General features: G+C 36.1%; 20 protein-coding genes. 5 read left to right on the top strand and 15 right to left on the bottom strand.

The window, feature by feature from the left end; translation table 11 throughout:
• The first annotated feature begins 31 nt into the window (after positions 1-31).
• Together DG508_RS10015 and DG508_RS10010 are read left to right on the top strand one after the other, a co-directional pair.
• Positions 32-3298: a S41 family peptidase gene (locus tag DG508_RS10015; RefSeq protein WP_108868008.1), complete on the top strand. Its 3267-nt coding sequence runs from the start codon at positions 32-34 to the stop codon at positions 3296-3298.
• A gap of 156 nt (positions 3299-3454) precedes the next feature.
• Positions 3455-3865, top strand: a complete 411-nt coding sequence (locus DG508_RS10010) for a hypothetical protein (protein ID WP_108868007.1) — start codon at positions 3455-3457, stop codon at positions 3863-3865.
• Positions 3866-4038: 173 nt separating this feature from the next.
• On the opposite strand, the gene DG508_RS10005 is transcribed toward DG508_RS10010, so the two are convergent.
• The 6 genes from DG508_RS10005 to hemB all read right to left on the bottom strand — a co-directional run bounded on the left by DG508_RS10005 (position 4039) and on the right by hemB (position 8094).
• The gene (locus DG508_RS10005) at positions 4039-4518 is read right to left on the bottom strand and encodes a methylated-DNA--[protein]-cysteine S-methyltransferase (protein WP_108868006.1); all 480 of its coding nucleotides are present in this window, start codon (positions 4516-4518) and stop codon (positions 4039-4041) included.
• The gene (locus tag DG508_RS10000; protein ID WP_108868039.1) at positions 4515-5600 is read right to left on the bottom strand and encodes a CNNM domain-containing protein; all 1086 of its coding nucleotides are present in this window, start codon (positions 5598-5600) and stop codon (positions 4515-4517) included. Before DG508_RS10000 ends, DG508_RS10005 begins: the two co-directional genes overlap by 4 nt.
• Positions 5601-5679: 79 nt before the next feature.
• Positions 5680-6198, bottom strand: a complete 519-nt coding sequence (locus tag DG508_RS09995) for a DinB family protein (protein ID WP_108868005.1) — start codon at positions 6196-6198, stop codon at positions 5680-5682.
• Complete coding sequence (locus DG508_RS09990) at positions 6195-6605, bottom strand: c-type cytochrome (protein WP_108868004.1); 411 nt, start codon at positions 6603-6605, stop codon at positions 6195-6197. The genes DG508_RS09995 and DG508_RS09990 overlap by 4 nt, the downstream gene beginning before the upstream one ends.
• A gap of 6 nt (positions 6606-6611) precedes the next feature.
• Complete coding sequence (locus DG508_RS09985) at positions 6612-6998, bottom strand: permease (protein ID WP_103864901.1); 387 nt, start codon at positions 6996-6998, stop codon at positions 6612-6614.
• Between the two features lie 121 nt (positions 6999-7119).
• Positions 7120-8094, bottom strand: a complete 975-nt coding sequence (hemB, locus tag DG508_RS09980; protein WP_108868002.1) for a porphobilinogen synthase — start codon at positions 8092-8094, stop codon at positions 7120-7122.
• A gap of 282 nt (positions 8095-8376) precedes the next feature.
• Between hemB and DG508_RS09975 the strand changes: the two genes are divergently transcribed.
• Genes DG508_RS09975 through DG508_RS09965 form a run of 3 tightly spaced genes read left to right on the top strand, consistent with a single transcriptional unit; the run spans position 8377 to position 13495 of the window.
• The gene (locus DG508_RS09975) at positions 8377-9258 is read left to right on the top strand and encodes an ABC transporter ATP-binding protein (protein WP_108868001.1); all 882 of its coding nucleotides are present in this window, start codon (positions 8377-8379) and stop codon (positions 9256-9258) included.
• A complete protein-coding gene (locus DG508_RS09970) occupies positions 9255-12857 on the top strand; it encodes an ABC transporter permease/M1 family aminopeptidase (protein ID WP_108868000.1) in 3603 nt (1200 codons plus the stop codon). The genes DG508_RS09975 and DG508_RS09970 overlap by 4 nt, the downstream gene beginning before the upstream one ends.
• A 14-nt stretch (positions 12858-12871) precedes the next feature.
• Positions 12872-13495 carry a hypothetical protein gene (locus DG508_RS09965; protein WP_108867999.1) on the top strand — a complete coding sequence of 208 codons (624 nt, stop codon included), beginning with the start codon at positions 12872-12874 and terminating at the stop codon, positions 13493-13495.
• Between the two features lie 123 nt (positions 13496-13618).
• On the opposite strand, the gene DG508_RS09960 is transcribed toward DG508_RS09965, so the two are convergent.
• The 9 genes from DG508_RS09960 to DG508_RS09920 all read right to left on the bottom strand — a co-directional run bounded on the left by DG508_RS09960 (position 13619) and on the right by DG508_RS09920 (position 23590).
• Positions 13619-14011, bottom strand: coding sequence for a hypothetical protein (locus DG508_RS09960; protein WP_108867998.1), 393 nt, complete (start codon positions 14009-14011; stop codon positions 13619-13621).
• A 211-nt stretch (positions 14012-14222) separates the two neighbouring features.
• A complete protein-coding gene (locus DG508_RS09955) occupies positions 14223-14396 on the bottom strand; it encodes a hypothetical protein (RefSeq protein ID WP_199912774.1) in 174 nt (57 codons plus the stop codon).
• Between the two features lie 69 nt (positions 14397-14465).
• Complete coding sequence (locus DG508_RS09950; RefSeq protein WP_108867997.1) at positions 14466-15017, bottom strand: hypothetical protein; 552 nt, start codon at positions 15015-15017, stop codon at positions 14466-14468.
• Positions 15018-15137: 120 nt separating this feature from the next.
• On the bottom strand, positions 15138-16130 hold the full coding sequence (locus DG508_RS09945) for a hypothetical protein (protein WP_108867996.1): 993 nt from the start codon (positions 16128-16130) through the stop codon (positions 15138-15140).
• Entirely contained in the window at positions 16130-19147 is a 3018-nt protein-coding gene (locus DG508_RS09940; RefSeq protein ID WP_108867995.1) for a hypothetical protein, read from the bottom strand. Before DG508_RS09940 ends, DG508_RS09945 begins: the two co-directional genes overlap by 1 nt.
• A gap of 4 nt (positions 19148-19151) precedes the next feature.
• Positions 19152-20153, bottom strand: coding sequence for a PAAR domain-containing protein (locus tag DG508_RS09935; protein WP_108867994.1), 1002 nt, complete (start codon positions 20151-20153; stop codon positions 19152-19154).
• Positions 20154-20190: 37 nt separating this feature from the next.
• Positions 20191-22020 (bottom strand): type VI secretion system Vgr family protein, encoded by a 1830-nt coding sequence (locus DG508_RS09930; protein WP_108867993.1) that lies wholly within the window; start codon positions 22018-22020, stop codon positions 20191-20193.
• Positions 22021-22801: 781 nt separating this feature from the next.
• Complete coding sequence (locus DG508_RS09925; protein WP_234418211.1) at positions 22802-23050, bottom strand: hypothetical protein; 249 nt, start codon at positions 23048-23050, stop codon at positions 22802-22804.
• Positions 23051-23104: 54 nt separating this feature from the next.
• On the bottom strand, positions 23105-23590 hold the full coding sequence (locus tag DG508_RS09920; RefSeq protein WP_108867992.1) for a hypothetical protein: 486 nt from the start codon (positions 23588-23590) through the stop codon (positions 23105-23107).
• Positions 23591-23801 lie beyond the last annotated feature (211 nt).

Below are 23801 nucleotides of genomic sequence, written 5' to 3'. Positions count from 1 at the left end.
AACATTTATCAATCACAAAAACAATTATACCATGAAAAATCTCGCAAAGAGTATTGCGCTATTTACCTTATTGTATCTTTTACCTAATCAAAATTATGGCCAATTGCCAGCAAAAATGATACAACACCCAGATGTTTCTAATTCTCATATATGTTTTACATATGCCGATGACCTCTGGATTGTAGCAAAGCAAGGTGGTACTGCACATAGATTAACAACAAAACAAGGTCGGGAAATCACAGGAAAGTTTTCTCCTGACGGAAAAACGATTGCATTCAATGCTAATTATGACGGGAATTTTGATATCTACACCATTCCTGTAACTGGGGGAATTCCTAAACGTATTACCACACATGGCATGCCTGATTATATCAAAGGATGGTCACCAGACGGTAAGTTTTTGATATATACCTCAGAAATGGAAAGTGGTAAGCAACGTTTCTCTAAGGCTTTTAAAATTTCTATTGATGGAGGATTACCCCTTAGAATCCCTATCAGTAAAGTCGAAGAATTAGATCTGCACACCAATGGAACCCTTATCGCCATGACAGACAAATCCAGATTGTATAGAAACTGGAAACGATATAGAGGAGGAACAGCCGCAGACATTTATCTTTTTAACACAAAGACACTTACTTCTGAAAACATTACCAACAACAATGCAAATGATGAATTACCTATGTGGAATAATGATGACTTATTCTACCTCTCTGACAATGGTCCTTCTAAAAAATCTAATATCTGGCGATATAACCTGCAATCAAAACAGCATGAGCAGATAACATTCTTTACAGAGTATGATATAGAACGACCATCTATAGGAACATCAGAAATTGTTTTTGAAGCTGGTGGCACTTTATACCTACTTGATCTAGCATCAAAAAAGACCAAAGCCATATCAATTGATGTAGTTGGAGATTTTACCTCGCTAAAACCTCAGGTAAAAAAAGCAGAAAAATACATTCAAAGCGTTGGTATTTCACCAGATGGTAATAGAATTATTGTAGGTGCCAGAGGAGATATATTCTCTGTACCAAAAAAAGATGGAATTACTCATAATTTTACCCGCACCAGTGGAGTTGCAGAGCGATATCCTAGCTGGTCTCCTAGCGGAAGATATATTGCCTATTGGAGTGATAAGACAGGAGAATATGAGCTAATGATCAAAGACCTGAAGAACAATACCAAAAAACAGATTGCACAACAAGGGCAAGGATTCAGGTATCAATTATTCTGGTCTCCAGATAGCAAAAAATTGGTCTTTATAGATCAAGAGATGCATATTAAACTAGCAAACATAACCACCAATACAATTACAGAAATAGATCAGGAGATACAATTGTTTCAAGACGGACTGTCTGATTTTTCTGTTAGTTGGTCAAATGACAGTAATTATATAACCTACGCCAACTCTCATAAAAACGATAATAAACAAATTATACTATATGATATTGTAAAGAAGAAGAAGAACATATTAACTTCTGCTTTTTACTATGATGCAAACCCCGTTTTCTCTTCAGATAATCAATACATCTATTGCAGTACAGATAGAGCTTTTGAGCCTGTTTATAGTGACTATGATAATAGCTGGATATATCCAAATGCAACAAAAATAGGGATCATTCCTCTTACTAAAGATGCTATCCATCCTATCGAATTAAAAAATGATGTCGTTGCTATAAATGAAGGTTCTAAAAAGAAAGAAGCTACCAAGGATCAGAAAAAAGAAGACACAAAAGAAAAAGATCAGTCAATACAACCACTACGTGTAGATCTTGAGGGAATCGAATCAAGAATGATCATATTACCAGTTGAATTGGGTAACGGTGGACAATTAAGTGCTGCCAAGAATAAAATTATTTTCTTAAAACATCCCAGAACTGGTTCTAAAGATGAGAAATCAGTTTTAAAATATTATGATTTTGAAGAAGATAAAGAAGAAACCATACTCGATAATGTAGAAAACTACCAGCTTTCGTTTGATAAAAAAAGCATCTTGGTATTCAGTGAAGAAAAAATGGGAATTGTAGAAGTAGCCAAAGGGCAATCTATAAAAGACCCTATCGACACTTCTAAAATGGAAATGACTGTTACTCCTAAAGAAGAATGGAAACAGATTTTTACTGATGCATGGCGTCTAGAAAGAGATTTTTTCTATGACAAAAAATTACATGGCTTGGATTGGGAGGCTATGAGAAAAAAATATGAACCTCTGGTTGAATATGCAGCAAGTAGAAGTGATCTAAACAAAATCATTGGGTCACTGATAGCAGAATTGAATGCATCACACACCTATAGAGGAGGAGGTGATATGGTACGTGCTTCTAATAAAAACATGGGATATCTAGGTATCGATTGGGAAATGCATCAAGGAAAATACAGAATAAAAAAGATCATTACTCCTGCCTCTTGGGATACAGAAATAAAGTCTCCTTTGAGAAAACCTGGTATCTTGGTAAATGAGGGTGATTATATACTACAAGTTAACGGGATTGATTTATCAGAATATGTAGACCCTTATATTGCTCTAGAAGGAAAAGCCAATCAAACCGTAGAAATCACTGTAAGCAAAACCTCTGATGGCAAAAACAGTAAAAAATACCTTGTACAACCTATCAAAAGTGAAACAAGACTTAGAAATCTTGCATGGATAGAAAAAATGAGGAAGTATGTCGATGAAAAATCTGGAGGACGAATAGGTTACATATATGTACCGAGCACAGGAAGAGATGGGCAGGAAGAATTGGTAAGAATGTTCTATGCACAACATCATAAAGATGGATTAATCATTGATGAACGATTTAATAACGGAGGACAAATCCCTGATAGGTTTGTAGAGCTATTAAACCGTCCGTTATTGAGTTATTATAAGGTACGAGAAGGTCAGGATTGGGCATGGCCTCCTAAAGGACACTACGGACCAAAAGTGATGCTTATCAATGGATGGAGCGGTAGCGGTGGTGATGCTTTTCCTGACTATTTCAAGAAAAGAAAAATTGGACCTCTTATTGGTACACGAACTTGGGGAGGACTTATCGGAATTTCTGGAGCTCCTGAACTAATTGATGGCGGGTATGTTACTGTCCCTACTTTTAGAATGTATAACCCCGATGGAACCTGGTTTGCAGAAGGTCATGGTGTTGAGCCTGATATTCATGTTCCTGAAAACCCAGGAGAAGATACCAAAGGAATCGATGTACAGCTAGATAGAGCTATTAGCGAGGTTATGAATCGACTCAAAGAAAAAGACAAAGAACCTAAGCAGGTTATTCCTTCTCCAGAGGATCGATCAAAATAGATGTATTCATTTAGTAAAACAATTCAATAAAACTGATACTTCACCCCCAGTATTTTGGGGGTGTAAAATCACTGAAAACGGTATCTAACAGTAATAGAAAATAAAATAAATTTGAGATATTATTAATTTTTAAAAAATCTAATATTTCGATTAATTATGGGATTAGCAGAAAAAAGAGCCTTAAAGACATTTCAAGAAGGTACATATGAGCAATTAAGGAATAAAATAAATTCGATCGCTGGATACGATGTTGAGTTCGATATAAACTGGGAGAGCCTTACTACAAATAAGTATTCTCATTTATGGGAAGACACATTTGCAAAAGTCTATTTCGCTCCAATTATTAATGCATTTACAGCCATTACAGTAGATGACATGGGTAAGGAAGCACTCAAAGAAACACTCACAAAAATAAAAATAAAGGATGAAAATGATATTTCAAATCCTGACCGCACGTATGATTTTACAGATGGGGTGTTAACAATAGATCACTCAAGCTATATAAATATAGACCAGATAGACCAACGCACTTCCAAATTAATTCAAGTTTTAGAGTCACAACTATAACAATTCATATGAGGTATTGTTTCATACCACATTAAGTGTTAAATAAGATATAACCATTCCTCTAGGGTTTAGACATTCTTTAGAGGAATTAGTTTTTTAACACATTATAGCTTGTATCTTTTTAACTTTGAGAAATCACCAATAAATTTACAAACAACAAAACTGGATAGAAACTAGAATAATGATTGTTGTTTTACAGGATTTTCATGATCCAACAACCATTTTTTTCTCCATAATCCACCAGCATATCCAGTAAGAGCCCCATCACTACCGATGACTCTATGACAAGGCACAATAATCCACAGCGGATTTTTACCATTGGCACTCGCAGCCGCTCGAATCGATTTTGGATCCCCCAATCTCTTGGCAATATCTAGATAAGATACTGTTTTGCCAAAAGGGATTTTGAGTAATTCACCCCATACTTTTTTTTGAAAATCTGTACCTATAGGATTTAGGCTAAGATCAAAATCTGTGCGTTGTCCTTCAAAGTACTCTTGTAGTTGTAGTACAGCACCTTCTAAATGAGATGGAACATCTGTAGAAGGGGAATGGGCAGATTCTTTGGTGACAGAAACACTAATGATACCATCTTTATCACCAGAGATAGTAGCCATTCCCAAAGGGGTTTCTATATGCACCTCATCAATCATTCTTCTTTTTTGTCATCTAGAATACCTAATCTTCTGGCTCTATTTTCCCAGTTTTTTCTGGCTAAATCTTGCATATTAGCATCTGTATCACTTTCGTCAACAATTTCTAATCCTAATAAAGTTTCGATCACATCCTCCATTGTTACCAAACCACTTACTGATCCATACTCATCTACCACCAATGCCATATGCTCACGTTGCTCTACCAGTTGTTCAAACAAATCAGGTACTGCAACATTACGATCTACCACAAATAATTGTCTTCTTAGATCACCTAGCACTTTATCATGATGATCTTCTGCCATTTCTTTGTACACTTCATCTTTGAGTACATACCCAGTAATATGATCTGGATTATCTTTATATACAGGAACTCTAGAAAATCTCAATGCTTTATTAGCTTCAAAAAAATCGGCTATATTTTGATCCTCAGGAGCGATTTTCAGAACACTTCTGGGAGTCATTATATTTTTGGCTAAAATTGCTTTAAAATTCAGCAAGTTTTTAATCACCTTGGATTCAGATTCTTCAAAAACACCTTCTTCATGTGCAATATCAGTCATTGCAGTAAAATCTTCTCTACTTAATACCGATCCATGATGTCCTTTGCCACCAATAAGCTTAGTGGTAAGACGTAATATCCATAGAATACCAGTATATTTTAGAGGTGCAATCAAAATTATCAATGCCTTAGAGGTAAAATTTGCCAATTGTTTCCAGAACGTTGCTCCAATAGTTTTAGGAATAATCTCTGATAATACCAGAATCAACAATGTCATAATAGTAGAGACAATCCCTACCATATTTACTCCTAATATTTCAACCTTATATGGCAACTGTTCTGCCTGTACTCCTACCAAGATCGCACCTACTGTATGTGCAATGGTATTAAGAGTAAGAATAGCAATCAATGGTTGATCTACATCTTTTTTAAGATTCTCTAATGTTGTCGCATAGGATTTTCCTTCTTTCTTTTTTACATTGATAAAAGTTGGTGTCACACTCAGCAATACTGCCTCTAGTATAGAACACAAGAAAGAAAAGAAAATAGACAGTACGGCGTAAATAATTAATAGGGTCATATTATTTTTAAATATGGTACTAAAGTACGGATTTTGAAATGTATTATTAGAACTCACCTTGAGTTCTTAGTATAAATTATTACCACCCTACAAAATCTGGTGGCTTCACATCATTTAGATTAAGGTATACAATAAGTTGTCCTCTATGATGGGTAACATGATCTTGTAAGAGATTTAGGATTTGCAGTTTTGATTTAGGTCCTGCAAAAAAATCAACTTCAAGTGATAGGTCGTTATCTTTTGTATTTTGTATCTGTGTATATACGGTATCAAAGGCAGCACTTACCAGTTCAATAATTTCTGTTTTAGTTTCAGGCAAATTACTATTTGATTGTTCTCTATCAAATTTTTCTTCAGAGAAATAGGTAGTTCCTAGCCAGAGCATATTTCCTCTTATATGAAATAGCTGTTCTTTAAAGCTCATTTCGCGCTCTGTAGGCTTATAGTTATATCGATCCTCGGGCATCTGTTCTGCTATTTTCAAGAGATAGTCCTTAGAATTTTTCCACTTTTCTAAAAACGCATCTTTGGGAGTAGATTGCTGTGACATAGCAACACCAGAAACCAGAAGAAAGCATACCATTAGTTTATGTATCATTTTGTTTCGTTTGTGTTTACTTCTGTCATATATACTTTGACCGCCTCAAGTTCTTCTTCAGTAAATGTTTGAATGATCGCAAAGTTGGTTTTCATTACAGCATATGTTTCGGGATCTACGATAGGGTCTGCTTTTTGTTTTAGAAAAGCTGTTAAGTCTCCTTTTTCCTTTGCATACACCTTCATTATCTGATCAACAGAAGGGCCTATAGATTTTTTATCAACCTTATGACAGGTATAACATTTTCCTTTACCATTAAACACGCTTTTACCCAAATCATAAGGAGAAACTTGTTCTTTTTTTGTACCTATTCTAATCGTCGATTCTTCTTTTTTATCAGATTTACAGCTTGCAGAAAACAAAGCTATCACACCAGATAATATGCTTAATTTGTGGATTTTTTTCATCAATGGCTATCTATATTTTTCTTTTATTCTCTCTATATCTTTTTTAAATCGTTCTAGTAATTCTTTTGAAAACCCAGTCACCATTTCTTCTTCCTTATCACTCATCCCCTCACTAGCTTCTGCAATTTTTGCCAATGCATACAATACAAAGTCGTATTCTTTATCAGGGCCATTATCAGAGAATACTTCTATTACTTTTTTATATAAAGTTTCGATATCATTCTGATTCTTGCTTTCATAATCAAAAGACCATTTAATTTCTGCACCGCTAGGATGTCCTTTTAGAATTTGTTCTAGTATTTCTACCTCTTCTTTTTGAATAACCCCATCCCGCATCGCCAGTACATAGAATAATTCTCCAAATGTTTGATATAATCTGTCTTTACTTACCATTGTGTGTATGATTTATGTTGGTTTTCCTTTTTGATTTTAACCTAGACAGAGCAAACGTATTATACTAGATTACAAGCAATCGTTATAGCTATTTTTACCGATTCTTTAATCAAAAAAGAAATCAACCTAAAAGTTTCACTACATCTTTGGCAAAATAACTTGCTATAATCTGTGCCCCTGCTCTTTTGAATGCCATGATCTGTTCTAGCATTACTGCATCATGATCCAGCCATCCTTTTTCTGCTGCTGCTTTGAGCATTGCATACTCACCACTTACTTGGTATACTGCTACTGGTACATCTACTACATCTTTTACATCTCGTACCAGATCAAGATAGCACAATCCTGGTTTTACCATCACTATATCTGCCCCTTCTTCTATATCCATCAAGGTTTCTTTGATCGCTTCATCGCGATTTGCAAAATCCATTTGGTATGTTTTTTTGTCACCAAACCCTGGTGCAGAATCCAGTGCATCTCTAAAAGGGCCATAAAATGATGATGCGTATTTGGCACTGTAACTCATAATGCCCGTATTCTTAAAGTTTTCTTTTTCTAGAAGTTCACGAATACTCAAAATTCGCCCATCCATCATATCACTAGGTGCTACAAAATCCGCTCCTGCCTGTGCATGAGATAACGCCATTTCTGCAAGTATCTTGCAGGTTTCATCATTTATAATATATCCTTCTTCTACAATACCATCATGTCCATATGCAGAATACGGGTCTAAGGCAACATCTGTCATTACCACCATTTCTGGCACTGCTTCTTTTACTGTCTTGATAGCTCGTTGCATTAATCCATCAGGATTTACGGCTTCTGTACCTTTATTGTCTTTGAGATCATCAGGAACTTTTACAAAAAGTAATACCGATTTTAATCCCATCTCCCATAATTCTTTGACTTCTTTGCCTAGCAAGTCTAAGCTATATCTAAAGTAATCTGGCATCGAGGCTATTTCTTCTTTAATTCCTTTGCCTTCTACGATAAATAAAGGCACTAAAAAATCATGAGGAGTTATCGTATGTTCTCTAACCAAAGAACGAATTGCATCATTGGTTCTTAATCTTCTATTTCTACGAAGTTGTTGCATGGTAACAATAAATTTGATCTTGCAAAGATACTGATATATCTATTATCACAGACGTGTTATCCTTGCACATCTAAAGGTAATTTTATTTAAAAAAAACTCAAATTATGTAACATAATCTTAACAAATCTTACTAACATTGAAGTATCTAATACCTGTTATGATTTAAAAATACAGTAAAAGAAAACGATGATTTTTTCCTTTGAAGTAACACAGACAAAAAGACGTTTTATCACAGTAATTTTAATTTGTAGTATGGTATAAACCCGTAAATTTTAAAAAAATATGCTTACCATACAAAATCTTAACAAAACATACCCCAATGGAACACAAGCGCTAAATAATGTTTCCTTGACTTTAGAAAAAGGAATGTTTGGGCTTTTGGGGCCAAATGGTGCTGGTAAATCTACATTGATGAGAACCATTGCTACCTTACAATTGGCAGATTCGGGAACGATTGATTTTGATGGTATTGATGTTTTTAAACAACCTCAAGAATTACGCAAGATACTAGGATATCTACCACAGGATTTTGGTGTATACCCAAAGGTATCTGCAGAAATGATGCTTACCCATATTGCCAAGGTAAAAGGAATCACCAATAGCAAGGAGCGCAAAAATTATGTTGCAGATTTATTGAATAAGGTAAATCTATATAAGTTTAGAAACCGTAACCTTGGGGATTTCTCTGGCGGTATGCGACAGCGTTTTGGCATTGCACAGGCATTATTAGGGAATCCAAAACTGATTATTGTAGATGAACCCACGGCTGGTCTAGACCCTCTAGAGCGCAATAGGTTTCATAACCTACTCAGTGAGTTGGGAGAAAATGCAGTTGTAATCCTCAGTACTCATATTGTAGATGATGTGACCAATTTATGCAAAAACATGGCTGTATTTAATGAAGGTAAAATTCTGGTACAAGGCAACCCGCAAACTTTATCAGACACCCTAAATGGCAAGGTATATAGAAAACAAATTGATATTGCAGCACTAGATGCTCTAGAGAATGAATATACTGTACTATCAAATTACCTGAGAGGAGGTCAGTTTTATGTGAGTGTATATAGTGACGCTCACCCAGGAGAAGGGTTTGAACTTATTCATAATGACCTAGAAGATTTCTACTTTTACTGTATCAACAAAAAAGAGGAGGCAGCGATATGATAGAGATATTTTTATTTGAACTACGCTATCGGCTAAAAAGGCCTGCTACCTGGATTTATGTAACCCTAGGCTTTGCGATTGCTGCGGTAATGGCTGTTTTTGAAAAATCAGTTACTGCACAATTCATCAATAGCCCCAATAATATAATAGGAGTCATTGGCCCAATATCTATCATTTGTATTTTCTTTTATGCCGCCATTATGGGGGTTCCTATTTTTAGAGATAAAGATCATAAAACGGCACAGACCTATTTTACATTTCCGATTACTCAAAAATCATATGTTTTGGGTCGTTTTTTGGGGAGTTATACTATTGTTACCCTACTCAATATATTTATTGTCATCGGGGCAATCACTGGTTTTGGAATTGGTATCTTTTTAGATCGAGCAGATTATGGAACCTATACTAGTTTTAATCTATCCTCTTACCTACTCCCTTTTATATTTTTATTACAAATCAATGCCCTTACTATAGGAGCTTTGTTCTTTTGTCTCATGGCTTTTTTCAAGAAAATGCCTATTATCTATCTAGGAGGAATTTGCCTGTTTTTATTATATAGCATCTCTGGTGATCTTATGAGTAGTCTGGATAACCAATGGCTAACCCCATATCTTGACCCTTTTGGAAACAGAGCTTTTTCTTTTGTCAAAAAATACTGGTCTATCAATGAGCTTAATAGCAATCAACTTCCTATCTCTGGCAGTTTTTTATTAAACAGGATACTTTGGTTATTAATAGGGTTGATTTTCTTTCTAATCACTTTCTTTAGATTTGATTATAAAAAATTTCTACTATCTGGCAAAAAAACAACATCAATACCTACCGAACAATACACCCCTTCAAAAGTTACTGCTGTTTTACAGGTATTTTCTAAAAAAACAGAATGGAACAATCTATTATCACTCAGCAAAATTGAGTTTCTCTCTATTTTCAAAAGTCCTGTATTTATCATTATGTTGATTATAGGAGTGCTCTTTTCTATATTCAGTATTTATAATCTCAACGAGACATACGGTACGCCCAACCTGCCACTTACTCGCTATGTGGTTATGTATATCAATGGGGTGATTTCTTTTTTCTCTACTGTCATATTAGTGATATACTCGGGAGAAGCCGTGCATAGCACCCGCAAGAATAAGACCTTTGTCTTTTATGATGCCTTACCCATTAGCAATTCCAGCTTATATTTCTCAAAAATAATAGCCCTTCTTGGTATCTCTCTGGTATTGGTTGTATCAAATATTGTGATCGGTATTCTATTTCAAAGTATCAATGGATATTTTGAGTATGATTTGGGCATGTATTTTACCTATAATTTTGCATTGGTATTTCCTGGTTTTATTATGACTATTTTATTGTCCTTCTTTGTTCATGTACTTGTCAACAATAAGTTTCTGGGGCATTTTGTAGTTATTTTAATCTATTTTGGGGTACCGCTTCTGGTTACTTTTGCTTTCAAAAGCAGTAATCCTATGTATATGTTTACTGGTACTACTCCTATTTTCTTAAGTGATCTCAATGGTTTTGGGCATTATCTTACTGGGATTAGCTGGCTCAACTTATATTGGATATTGTGTACTGCTATTTTGATGTTTATTGGTAAACTCTTCTGGATCAGAGGTTTTTTTACTACTGCCAAAGAACGATTTACTATTGTAAAACAACGAGTAACCACAAAAACAATCCTACCACTGGTATTGACTAGTATCGCTTTTATAGCGGTTGCGGGGTATAGTTATTACAATCTTAAAGTAATCAATACTATTGTAGGAGGAAGTCATTCTGAAAAAATAGCCGCTGCGGCAGAAAAAAAGTATGCAAAATACATGGGGCAACCACACCCGCAGGTCACTGATCTCAAAACATATATTGATATTTTTCCAAAAGAACGTACCATCAAAGCCAAGGGAGATTTTAAGATTATCAATAATTACGATACTGCTATTGATACCTTACTGCTAGAGGTACAATATCCAGGTGAACATATCAGTTTGCAAGCCATACGCTATAATGGGACTGTGCTTACTCCCGTAGTTACCGATTCTGTATACAGAATGTATTTCTACAAACTACCAGATGCTATGCAACCCAACGAGCAGGCTGATCTTACGATAGAAGTACTGGCAGAAACCAAAGGTTTTGCCAATAGTATGGAGACTCAGGTATTGCATAACGGTTCTTTTTTCAACAATAATATTTTTCCTCGGTTTTATTATGAGCGAAGTCTGGTTGATAATGGAGTTCGTGTAAAACATGGATTAGAAAAACTGAATTACCTCTTTCCTCCCAGAACAGATTCTACCGCACTCAGAAAAAACCTGTTTAATGAGGATGCTAATTATATAAATTTTGAGGCTGTGCTTAGTACTGCCAATGATCAGACTGCTATTGCTCCTGGTAAATTGATCAAAGAATGGCAAGAAAATGACAGAGCCTACTATCATTATAAACTAGAGTCGCAATCAGACTTATTCTTTAATGTAGTCTCTGCCAGATATGATGTAAAAAAGTCGAGTTGGACTGCCCCTAGTGGCAAAAAGGTAACTATAGAGATTTACCACTCTGCAAAACACAAACGCAATCTTGAGCATTTTATCAAAGGGGCGCAAGTTGCTCTGGATTACTGCTCAAAGAATTTCTATGAGTACCCCAATTCTGTACTGCGTATTGTAGAGTTTCCTGCGCATGCTACTTTTGCTCAATCATTTGTAACTACTATTCCCTACTCAGAGAATTTTGGGTTTGCTGCCAATTTTGATAAGGCCGCAGATTTTAATTATGCATTTAGGGTAACCGCTCACGAGGTTGCGCACCAATGGTGGGCACATATTGTTACTCCTAGTAAAACTACAGGGGCAAATATTATTTCTGAGACATTGGCAGAATATTCCTCGCTGATGACCATGAAGCATGAATATGGCGAAAACGGCATCAAGAGTTTTTTAAAATACTCTCTAGATGATTACCTGCGTAGCAGAGCCTTTAGTTTTAAACCCGAGCGTTCTTTGATCAATGTAGAGGTTGGCCCTCATATATGGTACCGCAAAGGATCTATGGTTATGTATGAATTACAGGATATCATTGGCGAAGATAAAATCAATAAAGCGCTCAGAGGTTTTCTAAACGAATACAAAAACTATGAGAAGGGGGTCTATCCTACCTCAGAAAATCTATACGATGCGATTTACAAAGTTGCTCCCGATTCTTTAAAATATGCAGTAGAAGATGGTTTTAAAAAAATCGTTCTTTATGAGAATCGCGTTACCGCCGCTACTACCAAAGAATTAGACAATGGCAGCTATGAAACTACTTTTACCGTAGACTCCAAAAAAATATATTATGATGATACAGGCAAAGAAGAACGTACTGACGATACCACCAATTATATAGAAATAGGCTTATTTGGTAAGGATATTACAGATGCACAAGAGGTACCTCTAAAAAACCCGTATTATCTAGAACGAAAATGGTTGCAACCTGGCGAAAACACCTTTACTATTATTACAGACAAAAAACCAATAAAAGCAGGGATCGATCCCTATAACAAATTGATTGACAGAAACTCTGGCGACAACCTAAAACCTATTGAAGAAGAGTAACAATACTATAGCACATGCATTACAAAAGATTTATATCGATTATAACCCTTCTTATTATAGCCAGTATTGTACATGGGTGTGGGTTTTGTAATATTATTACCAAACAATACGTCTTTACAAAAGATGGAAATCTAAGACCTGCCAAAAATAGATTCAAATTAGGAAAGACTCCTTATATACTCAAAGAGGATGACCTCATCAAGACCAACTGTGTATATCAATCCTGTACTGTATCTACTGATGAGGAGTACACAAAATCTTCTACCTGTGATAGTATCCCTGCAAATGATCTAGTTACTTTTTTTCGGTTTTTCAAGAACGGACGGTTTTTAATAAGTCATATACTATCAAAAGATATCAATGCCCAATCATACAATACGCTAAAAGGAGATGTTGGATATTATACTATAGAGAACGGAGATTTAATGCTAGAATATTTTTCTGTAAATTTTGGAGGTATGGCCTCTGATTGTGGTAGGTATTATACATCCATATACACCCTGCATGATGATGCTATTGTACCATCCTCTCAAAAGGTATCCAACAACGGTATTTGGTACGCTTGGGAAAATATTCCTTATACACAATCCTTCAAAAAAATAGAAATCAAAAATCTAACTACAACACCCGACTGGTAAACAGCTCATTCTCGACTTGATCGGGAATCTATCATGGCGCAATGAGAAACTTCGATATTCAAAATTCAGTATTGGATATTCGATATTCCTTTTCGGTTTTACATTGATAAATTAGTAACGGCATTAGCCACCTATAACCAATAATACACCTATTGCCAACAAAACGACCCAACCAGGATGTTTTGCTTTGGTTCCTATAAGTACCAAAAAAGAGGAAAAGAACATTGCATATAGTATCGATTGAATTATAAAATGGGTAGTATCTGTGTACAGCTCTTCTTTGTCTTGCGATATTTTTAGTAAAATCGCACCTATTCCTCCTCCAAAAACTGAAGCCAAGTGCCATGTTGCCCATAGGATTCGCAAATGTCTTTCTTTTAGCCCCTCACTAGATATCGTTGGCACCAAACTCCCTTTGTTTCGCTTGTTTTTAAAAATCAAAAATTCTCCAAGAATCGAATGCACGATCCCTAATATAAAGCATAAAACCCCTGCTATACATATATACATATTCATGTGTTCTTTTTTTTGTAGTGGTAATAAATAGTGTTTTGATATTATTTGAATCCCAAATTCGTCAATTTGAGTAGTTTTTCATAATAAAACAGAGAAAAACTACTCAAACCGACATTTTTTATAGAACTGATAACGGGTTGAATAGTCAGAAACTTCAATATTCATTTTAACTTTTACATTTTACATTTAGAATTTTGCGGTTTTACCTTTCTTACCACCCCCCAATACGTTCACGTTCTGCTTGTTGTTCTGGCGTGGCTTCTGGTGTTGGAATGTTACTATAATACAACGGTTTAGGGAACCCTAAAGCTTTACGTCTTTCATAATCCTGTTCTCTATACGCATCAAAAGCAGTTCCAGGAGGCAGGGGGCGGTTTTGATCCATATACCATACGATAAAACCCCAATAAGATTTAATGTTAGACTTTACATATGCTTATATTTTCTATTAATCTTATGTGATAAAATTCTCAATGCACCATTTTTGAGTTTCTGGCTCATAATTATGTACTGTGATACTGAAGTTTTCTGAGGAATTATGATCCATTTTTTCTTTATCTTTTATCATTTTTATAATGATAGATGCCGCTTTTCTATAGGCTACCTCTTTAAAGACTCCATCAGTGAAATTAATTCGATTTACATAGGGTCTATTCTGTGCGATTAACTCTGGAGTAACAACGCAGTAATGTACCATCAAAGAATCTTTTCTTCTGACCAAATGGACATCAAAATACCCCGCATTTTTAATGGCTATTTCATTGATTGCTGTATCAGCAATATGTAATCTGTCATTAAAAAGTAATTTCCCGTGGATATCTTTAATGTGAATATAAGGGTTAAATAGTTTTTTATACATGCAAGGTCTTACTATGTTTACCAAAGTATAGATAATATGTATGTATCTGTCCTCTGCATTTTTTGGGATTTCATTATCAATCTCACAAACCACATTGGGTTGTGAGATCTCATCGACCAGTTTTTGTATGTTGATATTTTGTAACATTTTTTATGTTTAAATAAGTTTTACTACTGTACTATAATTTTACTCAAATTGAGTTTTCTTTATAGACTCTATGATGATATTGTTCTAGCCCTGCCTGATCACTGCCACAGTTTTAGTAGGCTACTTGCCTAATGCGTTTAGTTTTTCTTCACAAAAGGCACGACGATTTGGGGGTAATTTTGATAAACCTGCCCGTGCTTCTTTATACTGCCCTCGCTCTATCAAAAAATATGGATCGTTCATCAAATCTCTACGTACGTAGGTAGGGAAAAAGTATTCTTCTATGGCTTTATAGTATTTATATAATCGATCTTGTAGTACTGGCCAGCCCCCAGATGCCTTAAAAACCCTGCCAATGGCAGCTATTCTTCTACTTCTTCCTTTTTCTCCATAACTAGTAAAACAAGGGGCTAGTTCTTCATCGGTATCTGCTGGATATTCTGGATTTTTGCAAAAAAGATCTGGCATATATATATATATATAATAATCAGGATATTGCCAATCATAATAATCGCCAGTAACTTTTCTGGGTGTATTGTTTCCTGTGGTATCAACTAATGCCCAATAAGCTCTAAAATCCTTTGGGACTAATTTTTTTTCATATATCATATCCTGTTGTTCATAGGTCAGATGAAAGCTTTTGATTCCCATTCCTCCACTTCCAAATGAGCGTATTCTTTTTTTATATTTCCCAACTACAAATGCTTTTGAGGTATCTAATAGCTTTAATCCTTCTAAATAACGCATATCTTGTTTACGAATATTGATCTCGTCTTGTTCAGTAAATCTGACCCCATCACGCTGAGAGTATTTATTAAAAAATCCCAATAGTATATTGACCCCAACCAGAAGCAAGCAGCATTGATATAGCCATAGCTGCCATTTGGGGGCAGTATGCAGTGTAAGCAGGTATACCTGTAGACAGATAATACCGCTGATAAGTAGCATAAAAACAGATTCTATGTCTAATGCAGTAGCAAAAGCATAGGCTAAATTTTCAAAATGATGTAGTCCTACGATCAAAAAGGGAATAAACAGCAGGCGATATGCAGGGTAGTACTCTTCTCCTTGCCCTGGTAGGGGGGTATTTTCTTTTTCAAAATAACTTTGCATTATATTTCTATACTAAAAGATTTGGTAATGATTTGTTTAGAATTCCGTTTAAAATCGATAGTAATATCCCCCGTGAGTTTATCGATATCTTCGTTTTTAAAGATAAAAATTTTATTGATATTAATCACTCTACCTCTGGCATCTTTGGTTACTTGCATTTGCTTATAATTGATTCTTCCAGCAATAGAAGTATCCATCTCGGGATGTTGCATTGATAAGGAGATATCTGGAAGTTGTTTTGTATATTCTGCTTCGTTATTGATTTGATAGGGATCAAAACGTTCTACAAAACGATTGATACTGTGTTTTTTTAGATTAGAAAAAGTAATGGTGGCATTGGGGGTCATCAATCCAGGTTCTATATCTACAGCTATTGTGGTATATTTATTGGGCAATCGATGTCTCTGTATACGGGTTTTTGCCTGATCAGACAAACCTGGCAGTCGAGGATCAGAACCTGATGCCATGCGGCGAGTATCCCCATGCTCTTCTTGATGAATTTTGCCCGCTACAAAAAACTCAAACATAATATCATTCATCGTCTTGATTTCTGTAAGAATAACTGCCTTTTCATTACGGTTAAACTTTTCAGAAAAAAGTATTTCTGAAACCTCTTTTGCAGAAGCCTTATTAATTCCTTCGAATATTGGTAAATCAAAAATATCAGCATCATCCCCAAAAATAGAATGTTTAAGCCATTTTTTTATTTTTTCATCATCCCACCAGTATTGTAGTGTTAACCCTACAAGGCTAATCACAATACCTGAGCTAATCATGGCTGTAGCGGGTATACTAGCGGTTCCTACACTTAGGGCAGCGGTTTTTCCTCCTGCTACCATAGTAGCTGCGCCAAAGGCAACAAGTGCTCCCCCCAATGCATAACTCACATAGGCATCACGTAGTTTTAACTCGCCCTTGCGGTGTGCATCTATAGCCGAATTGGTTCCTATCATACAATCAATAATACCCGATACTACCATAAGAGGTGCGATAACTGTTGTTTTGTTGGCTAGCAAGGTATTGATATTGTTACTTTTTATATATTTCTGACTGGTTTGTAATAGCCAGCCATAATTTTCTGCTACCAGATCGGCAGAGGCACCTACTAATCCAAATATATTATTAGCACTATGCTCGGGATCATCTTGTAGGGTTTTTATGGCAATAATAAGGTTATAGATCTCAAAAACACCTATCAATCCTTTTAGTCCTTTTGAGTTTAGAAATTTGGTTATCGGGTCGTTGTCTATAATTTCGGCTATGGTATCTGCTGTATCAATTGGTTTTACTCTTTTTGAGGTAAGGTCGAACTGTGCAATAATTTTACCCAAACGCTTTGCTATTTTGGCTACAGCCTTGTTGCCAAAAACTTTGCCAATGGTTGGGGCAGAAGTGTCTAGTATATTTACCAATGCCTGTTCTGCCTTACGGGTGGTCATCCCTATTGCTGTATACCGATCTTGATTCATCACATCATCACGCAGCAATACCCCATATTGTGCCAAAAAATCTTCGCTAGATCGTACATTGCTATTTAACCCATTGATAAGGCATAAAAAACTACTGGTGTCCTGTAGTTCTGCTTCTAGAAACTCTTTGCCATAGATGGTGTATCCTATAAATCGGCAGGCTTCTCCATAGGCTTCTGTAGCTTCTACCAAATGTACCTTATCGGTACTGGTGGCATAGTTATATACAGTTTGTATTAATTCTGGACTTCTGAGCCACTCGATCAGGTTGATTATCCCTGATAGCATTTTGTCGTTTATTTTTTTATATTCTTTGTCGTACAGATATTTCCAATTATCCATACGTTTCACATTTACCCGAGCTTTCATAGTGGGATTTTTATCAATCATGGCGGTAATGGCCTGATGCAAAAAATATTGCCCAGACCTGTTTTCATCCTGTATCCAAGCTTCACGATCTTTAAAACGTTTCTGAAATACTTTTGCTCTACGTTTTAGCTCCTCTAAAGGGTTGGGGTAATGAATAACTACACCTGTCCCAATATTTTTATATAGAGTACTAGATAAGTGATAATGTATGGCGGGGGGTAATTCTCTATTTCTATGTTGATAATCTGTGAGGATTTCTGATCCTGATCGATTATCATCATTAAGGCCGCATAATCCATACTTGGATATGTTTACATGTCTGGCACTATCTGTAGTATCAAATTCTGGTAGTATAGAGGAGTGATTTGTACCAAATAATCTTTTTTTTGATAGCTTTATGGGTGAATATACAAACTGATATTTTTTTAAAGTCTCGTTATCTTCTGCAAAAAAATTGCTTATTTTGGCGCACTCCTGTGGGATTCCTATTTTTTTTCGATAGCTATAATCAGTTTGCGATAATTGCACTTCTTGATATTTTGAGTCTTTTATGACAAATGTATGTTTGAGTTCATTGTTTTCGTCAAAAATATAGATACATCCTTTTTTTGCTTTTTTTGCTTGAGTTTTATCCCCATTAATACCATTAACACCTGTACCCAATTTGCCTGATATTATTTCTCTTTGGCAATTCGTAAAAATTTGATTTCTTCGTTGTACAAATGCATCTATGGTTTCATTTCTTTTTTTGGAAACAAAAGGAATGACATGTCCGTTTTCTGTTCTAAAATATGCGACACCTTCATTGTCTTGATACTCTTTATGTTTCCATGCATAATCCTTGTAATCGTTATACTCTGCAACGGCAAAAAATAGATGTGGCGGTGTAGTGGCTAGATTATTTACTGTTGTAGCATTTCTGGTTGCTCTTTTTACATAGCTTGCGGTAGCAGTATTTACCATGTTTAGGTAGAACTCGGCATTGGATATTAGTTTTATACGATCCCCAGAGGTTACTTTTTTGTATCTCAATTGTTTTTTTATTCCCTCTGCTACTTGATCTGCTAAGGATTGAGAGTGCTCATCCTCACTGATACTTGTGGTTTCTTCTATGATTGTAGTTGCCAAAGAATCATATGTATCGTCTGTTGCAGTATATGTTTTGGTAGTAAATGTCATAGTGCTAATATTTTGCTGTTGTAATTACAGTGCCATTTACAGAAAATACTATGGGATAGTTTCTAGAGGCGCTACATTCTTCTACAATGGCATAGCCATCTGCATCAAGTTGTCCTTCGATCATATCTCCATCGGGTAGAGCTATGGTATAGTTTGCATTTGCCAAGGGTTCTTCTGTCTCGCTATTCATTACCTTTAGTTCTAGTTGATCTTTGATAGTTAGTAGCTCACTTTCTACAGTTTCGCCATCGGGGTTATCATATTTTACTACATACTCTGGCAGTGTATATTCCTGCTCTTGTAGCTCTTGGGCACTTTCTGTATCATCATTATCTTGTATATATATGGTTATCCATAGCACATTGATTCTATTATTTTTGATTTCACCTATTACTGATGATACGCTATCATCTATACCTTGTTCATCTTTTTCATAGATAATCAGGGGGATGTAGCTCCCTTCGGTAGCATCTGCACCATGTACATCTGCGTATATGGTTACTTCTTTACCTACTGTGGTTTCAGAGATAGGGTTACCTTCTTTTCTCCATTGCAGATTGGTTACTATAATTTCTTTTTGCTCAGCTTCTCGTAATGCTTCTTGATTTGCTTGTGCTTCTGTGGTATTACCCAATAATCGGTTGGTAATACCAATCTGTGGGAATGGGATTTTGGCAGTAGGCATGGTATAGGGTTCCATAGGTTCTTTGACAAATCCGTGGGTGATATTGGCCTCTCCTGTAGTGATTATACCCCCGTGAGCAGTCATATGCCCTACCATAGCGGCAGGCTTACCGTTATGGAATATTGCGGGATGCCCCTGTACTATCGTATCTGGCCCTCCTACGGCGCAGATACATTGACTCTCTGCAGTAGCTGCTGGTTTGTTGTTGTGCATGATATTGGCCTCTCCTGTAGTGATGGGCCCTCCTATATGTGGTGTACTGCCACTACACATAGGGCAAGTATGCATACTGCCTATAGTGGCTGCTGGTTTTGATGACATGATTTTATGTGTTTTGAGTTCTCAATTGGTTACCTTATTATTTGTAATCGGTTTTGCCACTGGCTCCCTGTATGGTGGCTTCTTGCCCCTGTACTTTTGCTTGTTGCCCCTTGAGAGTTGCTGTGGTTTGGCCTTGGGCAGTTACATGCTGTCCTTTTAGAATTGCATCACTTACTGCTTCTACTGTAATGGTTGCATCACTGCGCACTGTGGTATCTCCTGTGGCTTGTACTGTCGTTGTGCCTTCTGCCAGAATTGCGGTATCACCTTGTGAGGCGGTATTAATATTACGCTGTGCTTGTACTGTTACATCTTCTTCTGCTTGCATTACAATATTCTTGGCATTAAATGTTAATGTATTGGGGGCATTGATTAGCATATTACCATCACTTTGTAATATCACATGACTATCACTATTGTTTTTTAGAGTAATACTATTATCGGCATCGTTTAAGATAACTACGTTGCCACCACGGCTATAGAGTACTTTTTTTGTATTCTCTGCATCATAATACGGGCTGGGTGCGCTCTGATTATAGGTAGCCCCAATAACTATAGGTTGTTCTGGATTATCCCCCTGAAATGTACACCACACTTCATCCCCTGTTTCTGCCACCATATAACTACCATGTGATGCCCCAGCATGCGTATTGAGACAACGTACCCAAGGGGTGGTACTATTCGCACTTATTTGCCACGGGAACTGTAGTTTTAATCTATTAAGCCCCTGTGTATCATTATTATCTATCACAGTAGCAGACATTCCTTCTATCTTGGGGGTAGCATAGATATTACTATAAGGTGGGTGTTCTAATCCTCGTATTACTGCCTCTATCTCATTGTGGTAATACCCGTGGTTATTAAATATATGGGTAATCTTGGTAAGCTCATATACCCCAAAAGGTTGATCTGACAGCGCATTGCTATAATTATATCCTATGACCTCTATCTGATCGCAAAGCGCAAGCCCCATAATCTCTGTTGTGCCTGTAGCAGTAATCATACGTGATAATTTGCCTTGCGATTGCACTTTGGTCATATATTCTATCATTTGCTGACCGCTATGCTCGTCTTGCAAATGGGGGTAGTAATAGGTGCTTTCTTTGGCAAAGGTTTCTGTAGAACGATGTATCGTTGGGGTGAGTGTATCGGGGATATTGCTATTGGTTTGGGTAGTATGGGCATAGAATTCCTGATCTACTGTAGCATCCTTATAGTGTACCCCAAAGGCATGATTTTCTAAGTTATCATTTACTTTAAACTCCTTGATATCTTCTCCCAATCTGCCCTGCCATTGTTGCACGGTATCTGTATTCCTGCCAATATTGAGCTGTACCCCATTATAATAGGTATATATCCCATAGCGTGCGCTCATACGTTTTATAAAATTCCAGTCTGACTCATTGTATTGTACCGTATACCCCAATTGTAGATCGGTTTCTCTACCATAAGAGGCATTGATAAGATTGGTTGGGTAGCCCTCTAATACGGTATTCATTATATTTTGAAAAGAGGTATTCTGGTCAAAACTCTGGCATTGTATGGTATCGTTTAATAAAGAAGTAGGGCTGGTACCTCTAAAAATCACACCACTCTCTTTGCTTTCTTTACCGTGGGTATGTCCTACACTCAAAATAATACCTTTAAACTGTAGTGCGCCACTCTCTGAATATATAGAAATCTCCTGATTGTGGTACTTATCGTGATCCTGAAAAGGAACGGTGTCTATATCTTTATCTAGGAACGAGGAAAACGACACCTCAAAAAAATGATGGTCATTGAGCTGTTGGGTAATCCTGCCCTGAAAACTAGTATAGCCTAGTAAGGGTTTGCCGTTGATCAAAACGGTAATGGTATCTGATGTCATCCTTCAATAGATTTAGTTTGTTTGTGTGTTGAAAAAAGTGTCTACGTTAACTAAAGTCTAATCAGGTTTTGGGTGGGGTAAATATAAAATAAAACCTAGTTGTAGACCCCGATTATGACCGCATTAAACATACGGATACGCCATAATTTTGGTGGTTAGTTGTTAGTATGTTGGTTTTTGGTTCTTGGTTGATTGTTAACTTTAACATTCAGTATTCGATATTCATTTTTACTTTTTTATTTTACATTTTGCAGTTTTATAGTATATTCTAGCATACCTACTTATGTTAATTTATTAGCACCTAATTTTGTTACCTCCTGATATTGTTAATTTTACGTTAAACATGTTTTTAGATTAAGTAATGAGAAACTTCAACATTCAGTATTCAGTATTCGATATTCAGTGTTCCTTACTTTTCTCGTTTTACAAGTTTCCCAAAGATGGTGGAGTACTTGAGTAGGTTGTAGTAAACTATATGAACCGGTAAACTAACTAAAACTACAAGACTCTACCTTTGCACTCCATCTCTTTGGTAGTGAATACACATTCACCAAACTCAACTTAAAACCTCAAATAAAAACACACCAATTATAGTTTGTTATCCCCGACTTGATCAGGAATCTATCACGACACATTGAGAAACTTCAACATTCGGTGTTCAGTATTCGATATTCATTTTAACTTTTACATTTTACATTTAGAATTTTGCGGTTTTACATTTAATAAATTAGTATTGAGTATTGAGAAAACGTCGATATTCCTTTTTCACAATTCTCATTTCTCAACTGTTTATGTCCAATTTTGGGTCAACATGTCTCAAATTTGGGAGGTCTATATAATGTGATGGACCGATTTTACCTTCCGTTGGGTCTATTTGATGAAAATTTAGACTCAGGAGTCCCAATTTTGGGTCTATAAAGTCCAACGATGGGTGTCTATAGTCCAAAATTGGGTGGTTCTTCTCTAATTTTGAGACCTCAAAGTCTAATTTTGGGACTCCTGAGTCTAACGGAACGTCTTTTTGGTCCAACAGAGCGTCTTTTTTACCCAATCGCTGTTTTTTGATCAAAAATTGGGGCACCTACTACTCTTCTTCTTCTTCGGGGGTTGTTTTGGGAGTACTCTTGGTACGATTAAAAAACTGTTTGAGTTCTGCTACTTTTTCTGTAAACCCTGCTTTGCCCGCTCCTTTGCTATATTGTGAGTATGAATAATCATTAAGCGCATCCTGGTAGTTATCATAATCATGTAGGATTTTGGTACTTTCTAGGCGGTATGCCAAACTCTCTAATCTACCCAACAGGTTTTCTGCAAATACACGAGCTTGGTAGTCGGTTTCAAATTCTTGCCAGTCTACATCGGGAGAACTTAGCGAATCGCTATGCTGTCTGTAATCCCACACCTTGTTTACAAATAATTTGTTGGTCTCATTAATAGCCTTATAGCTACTGCGCTCTTTTTCTGTCAATGCCGCCAGTTTGCTTGTAAAAATGGTTTCTAATTGCCCCACCAGTGCCGTCGCCTGGTCTCGCTCTTCCTGTGTCAACAGGTCTTGAATAATATCTCTCATATTGTGGTTTTTATTAATTAGTAGTGAGAATTGAGTAGTGAGAATTGAGAAACTTCAACATTCGGTGTTCAGTATTCGATATTCAAAAACTCGTTTTCACTTTAGAATTTTACATTTATAAATCTTTATTCAGTGTTCCTTTGTCATTCCCAGCTTGATTGGGAATCCATCACGACGCAATGAGAAACTTCAACATTCAGTGTTCAGTATT

Origin of the sequence: Aquimarina aquimarini (assembly GCF_900299535.1) — a bacterium.
Classification (GTDB): domain Bacteria; phylum Bacteroidota; class Bacteroidia; order Flavobacteriales; family Flavobacteriaceae; genus Aquimarina; species Aquimarina aquimarini.
The sequence above is the reverse complement of the archived record's forward strand: the minus strand, read 5'-3'. Positions and strand labels throughout refer to the sequence as shown.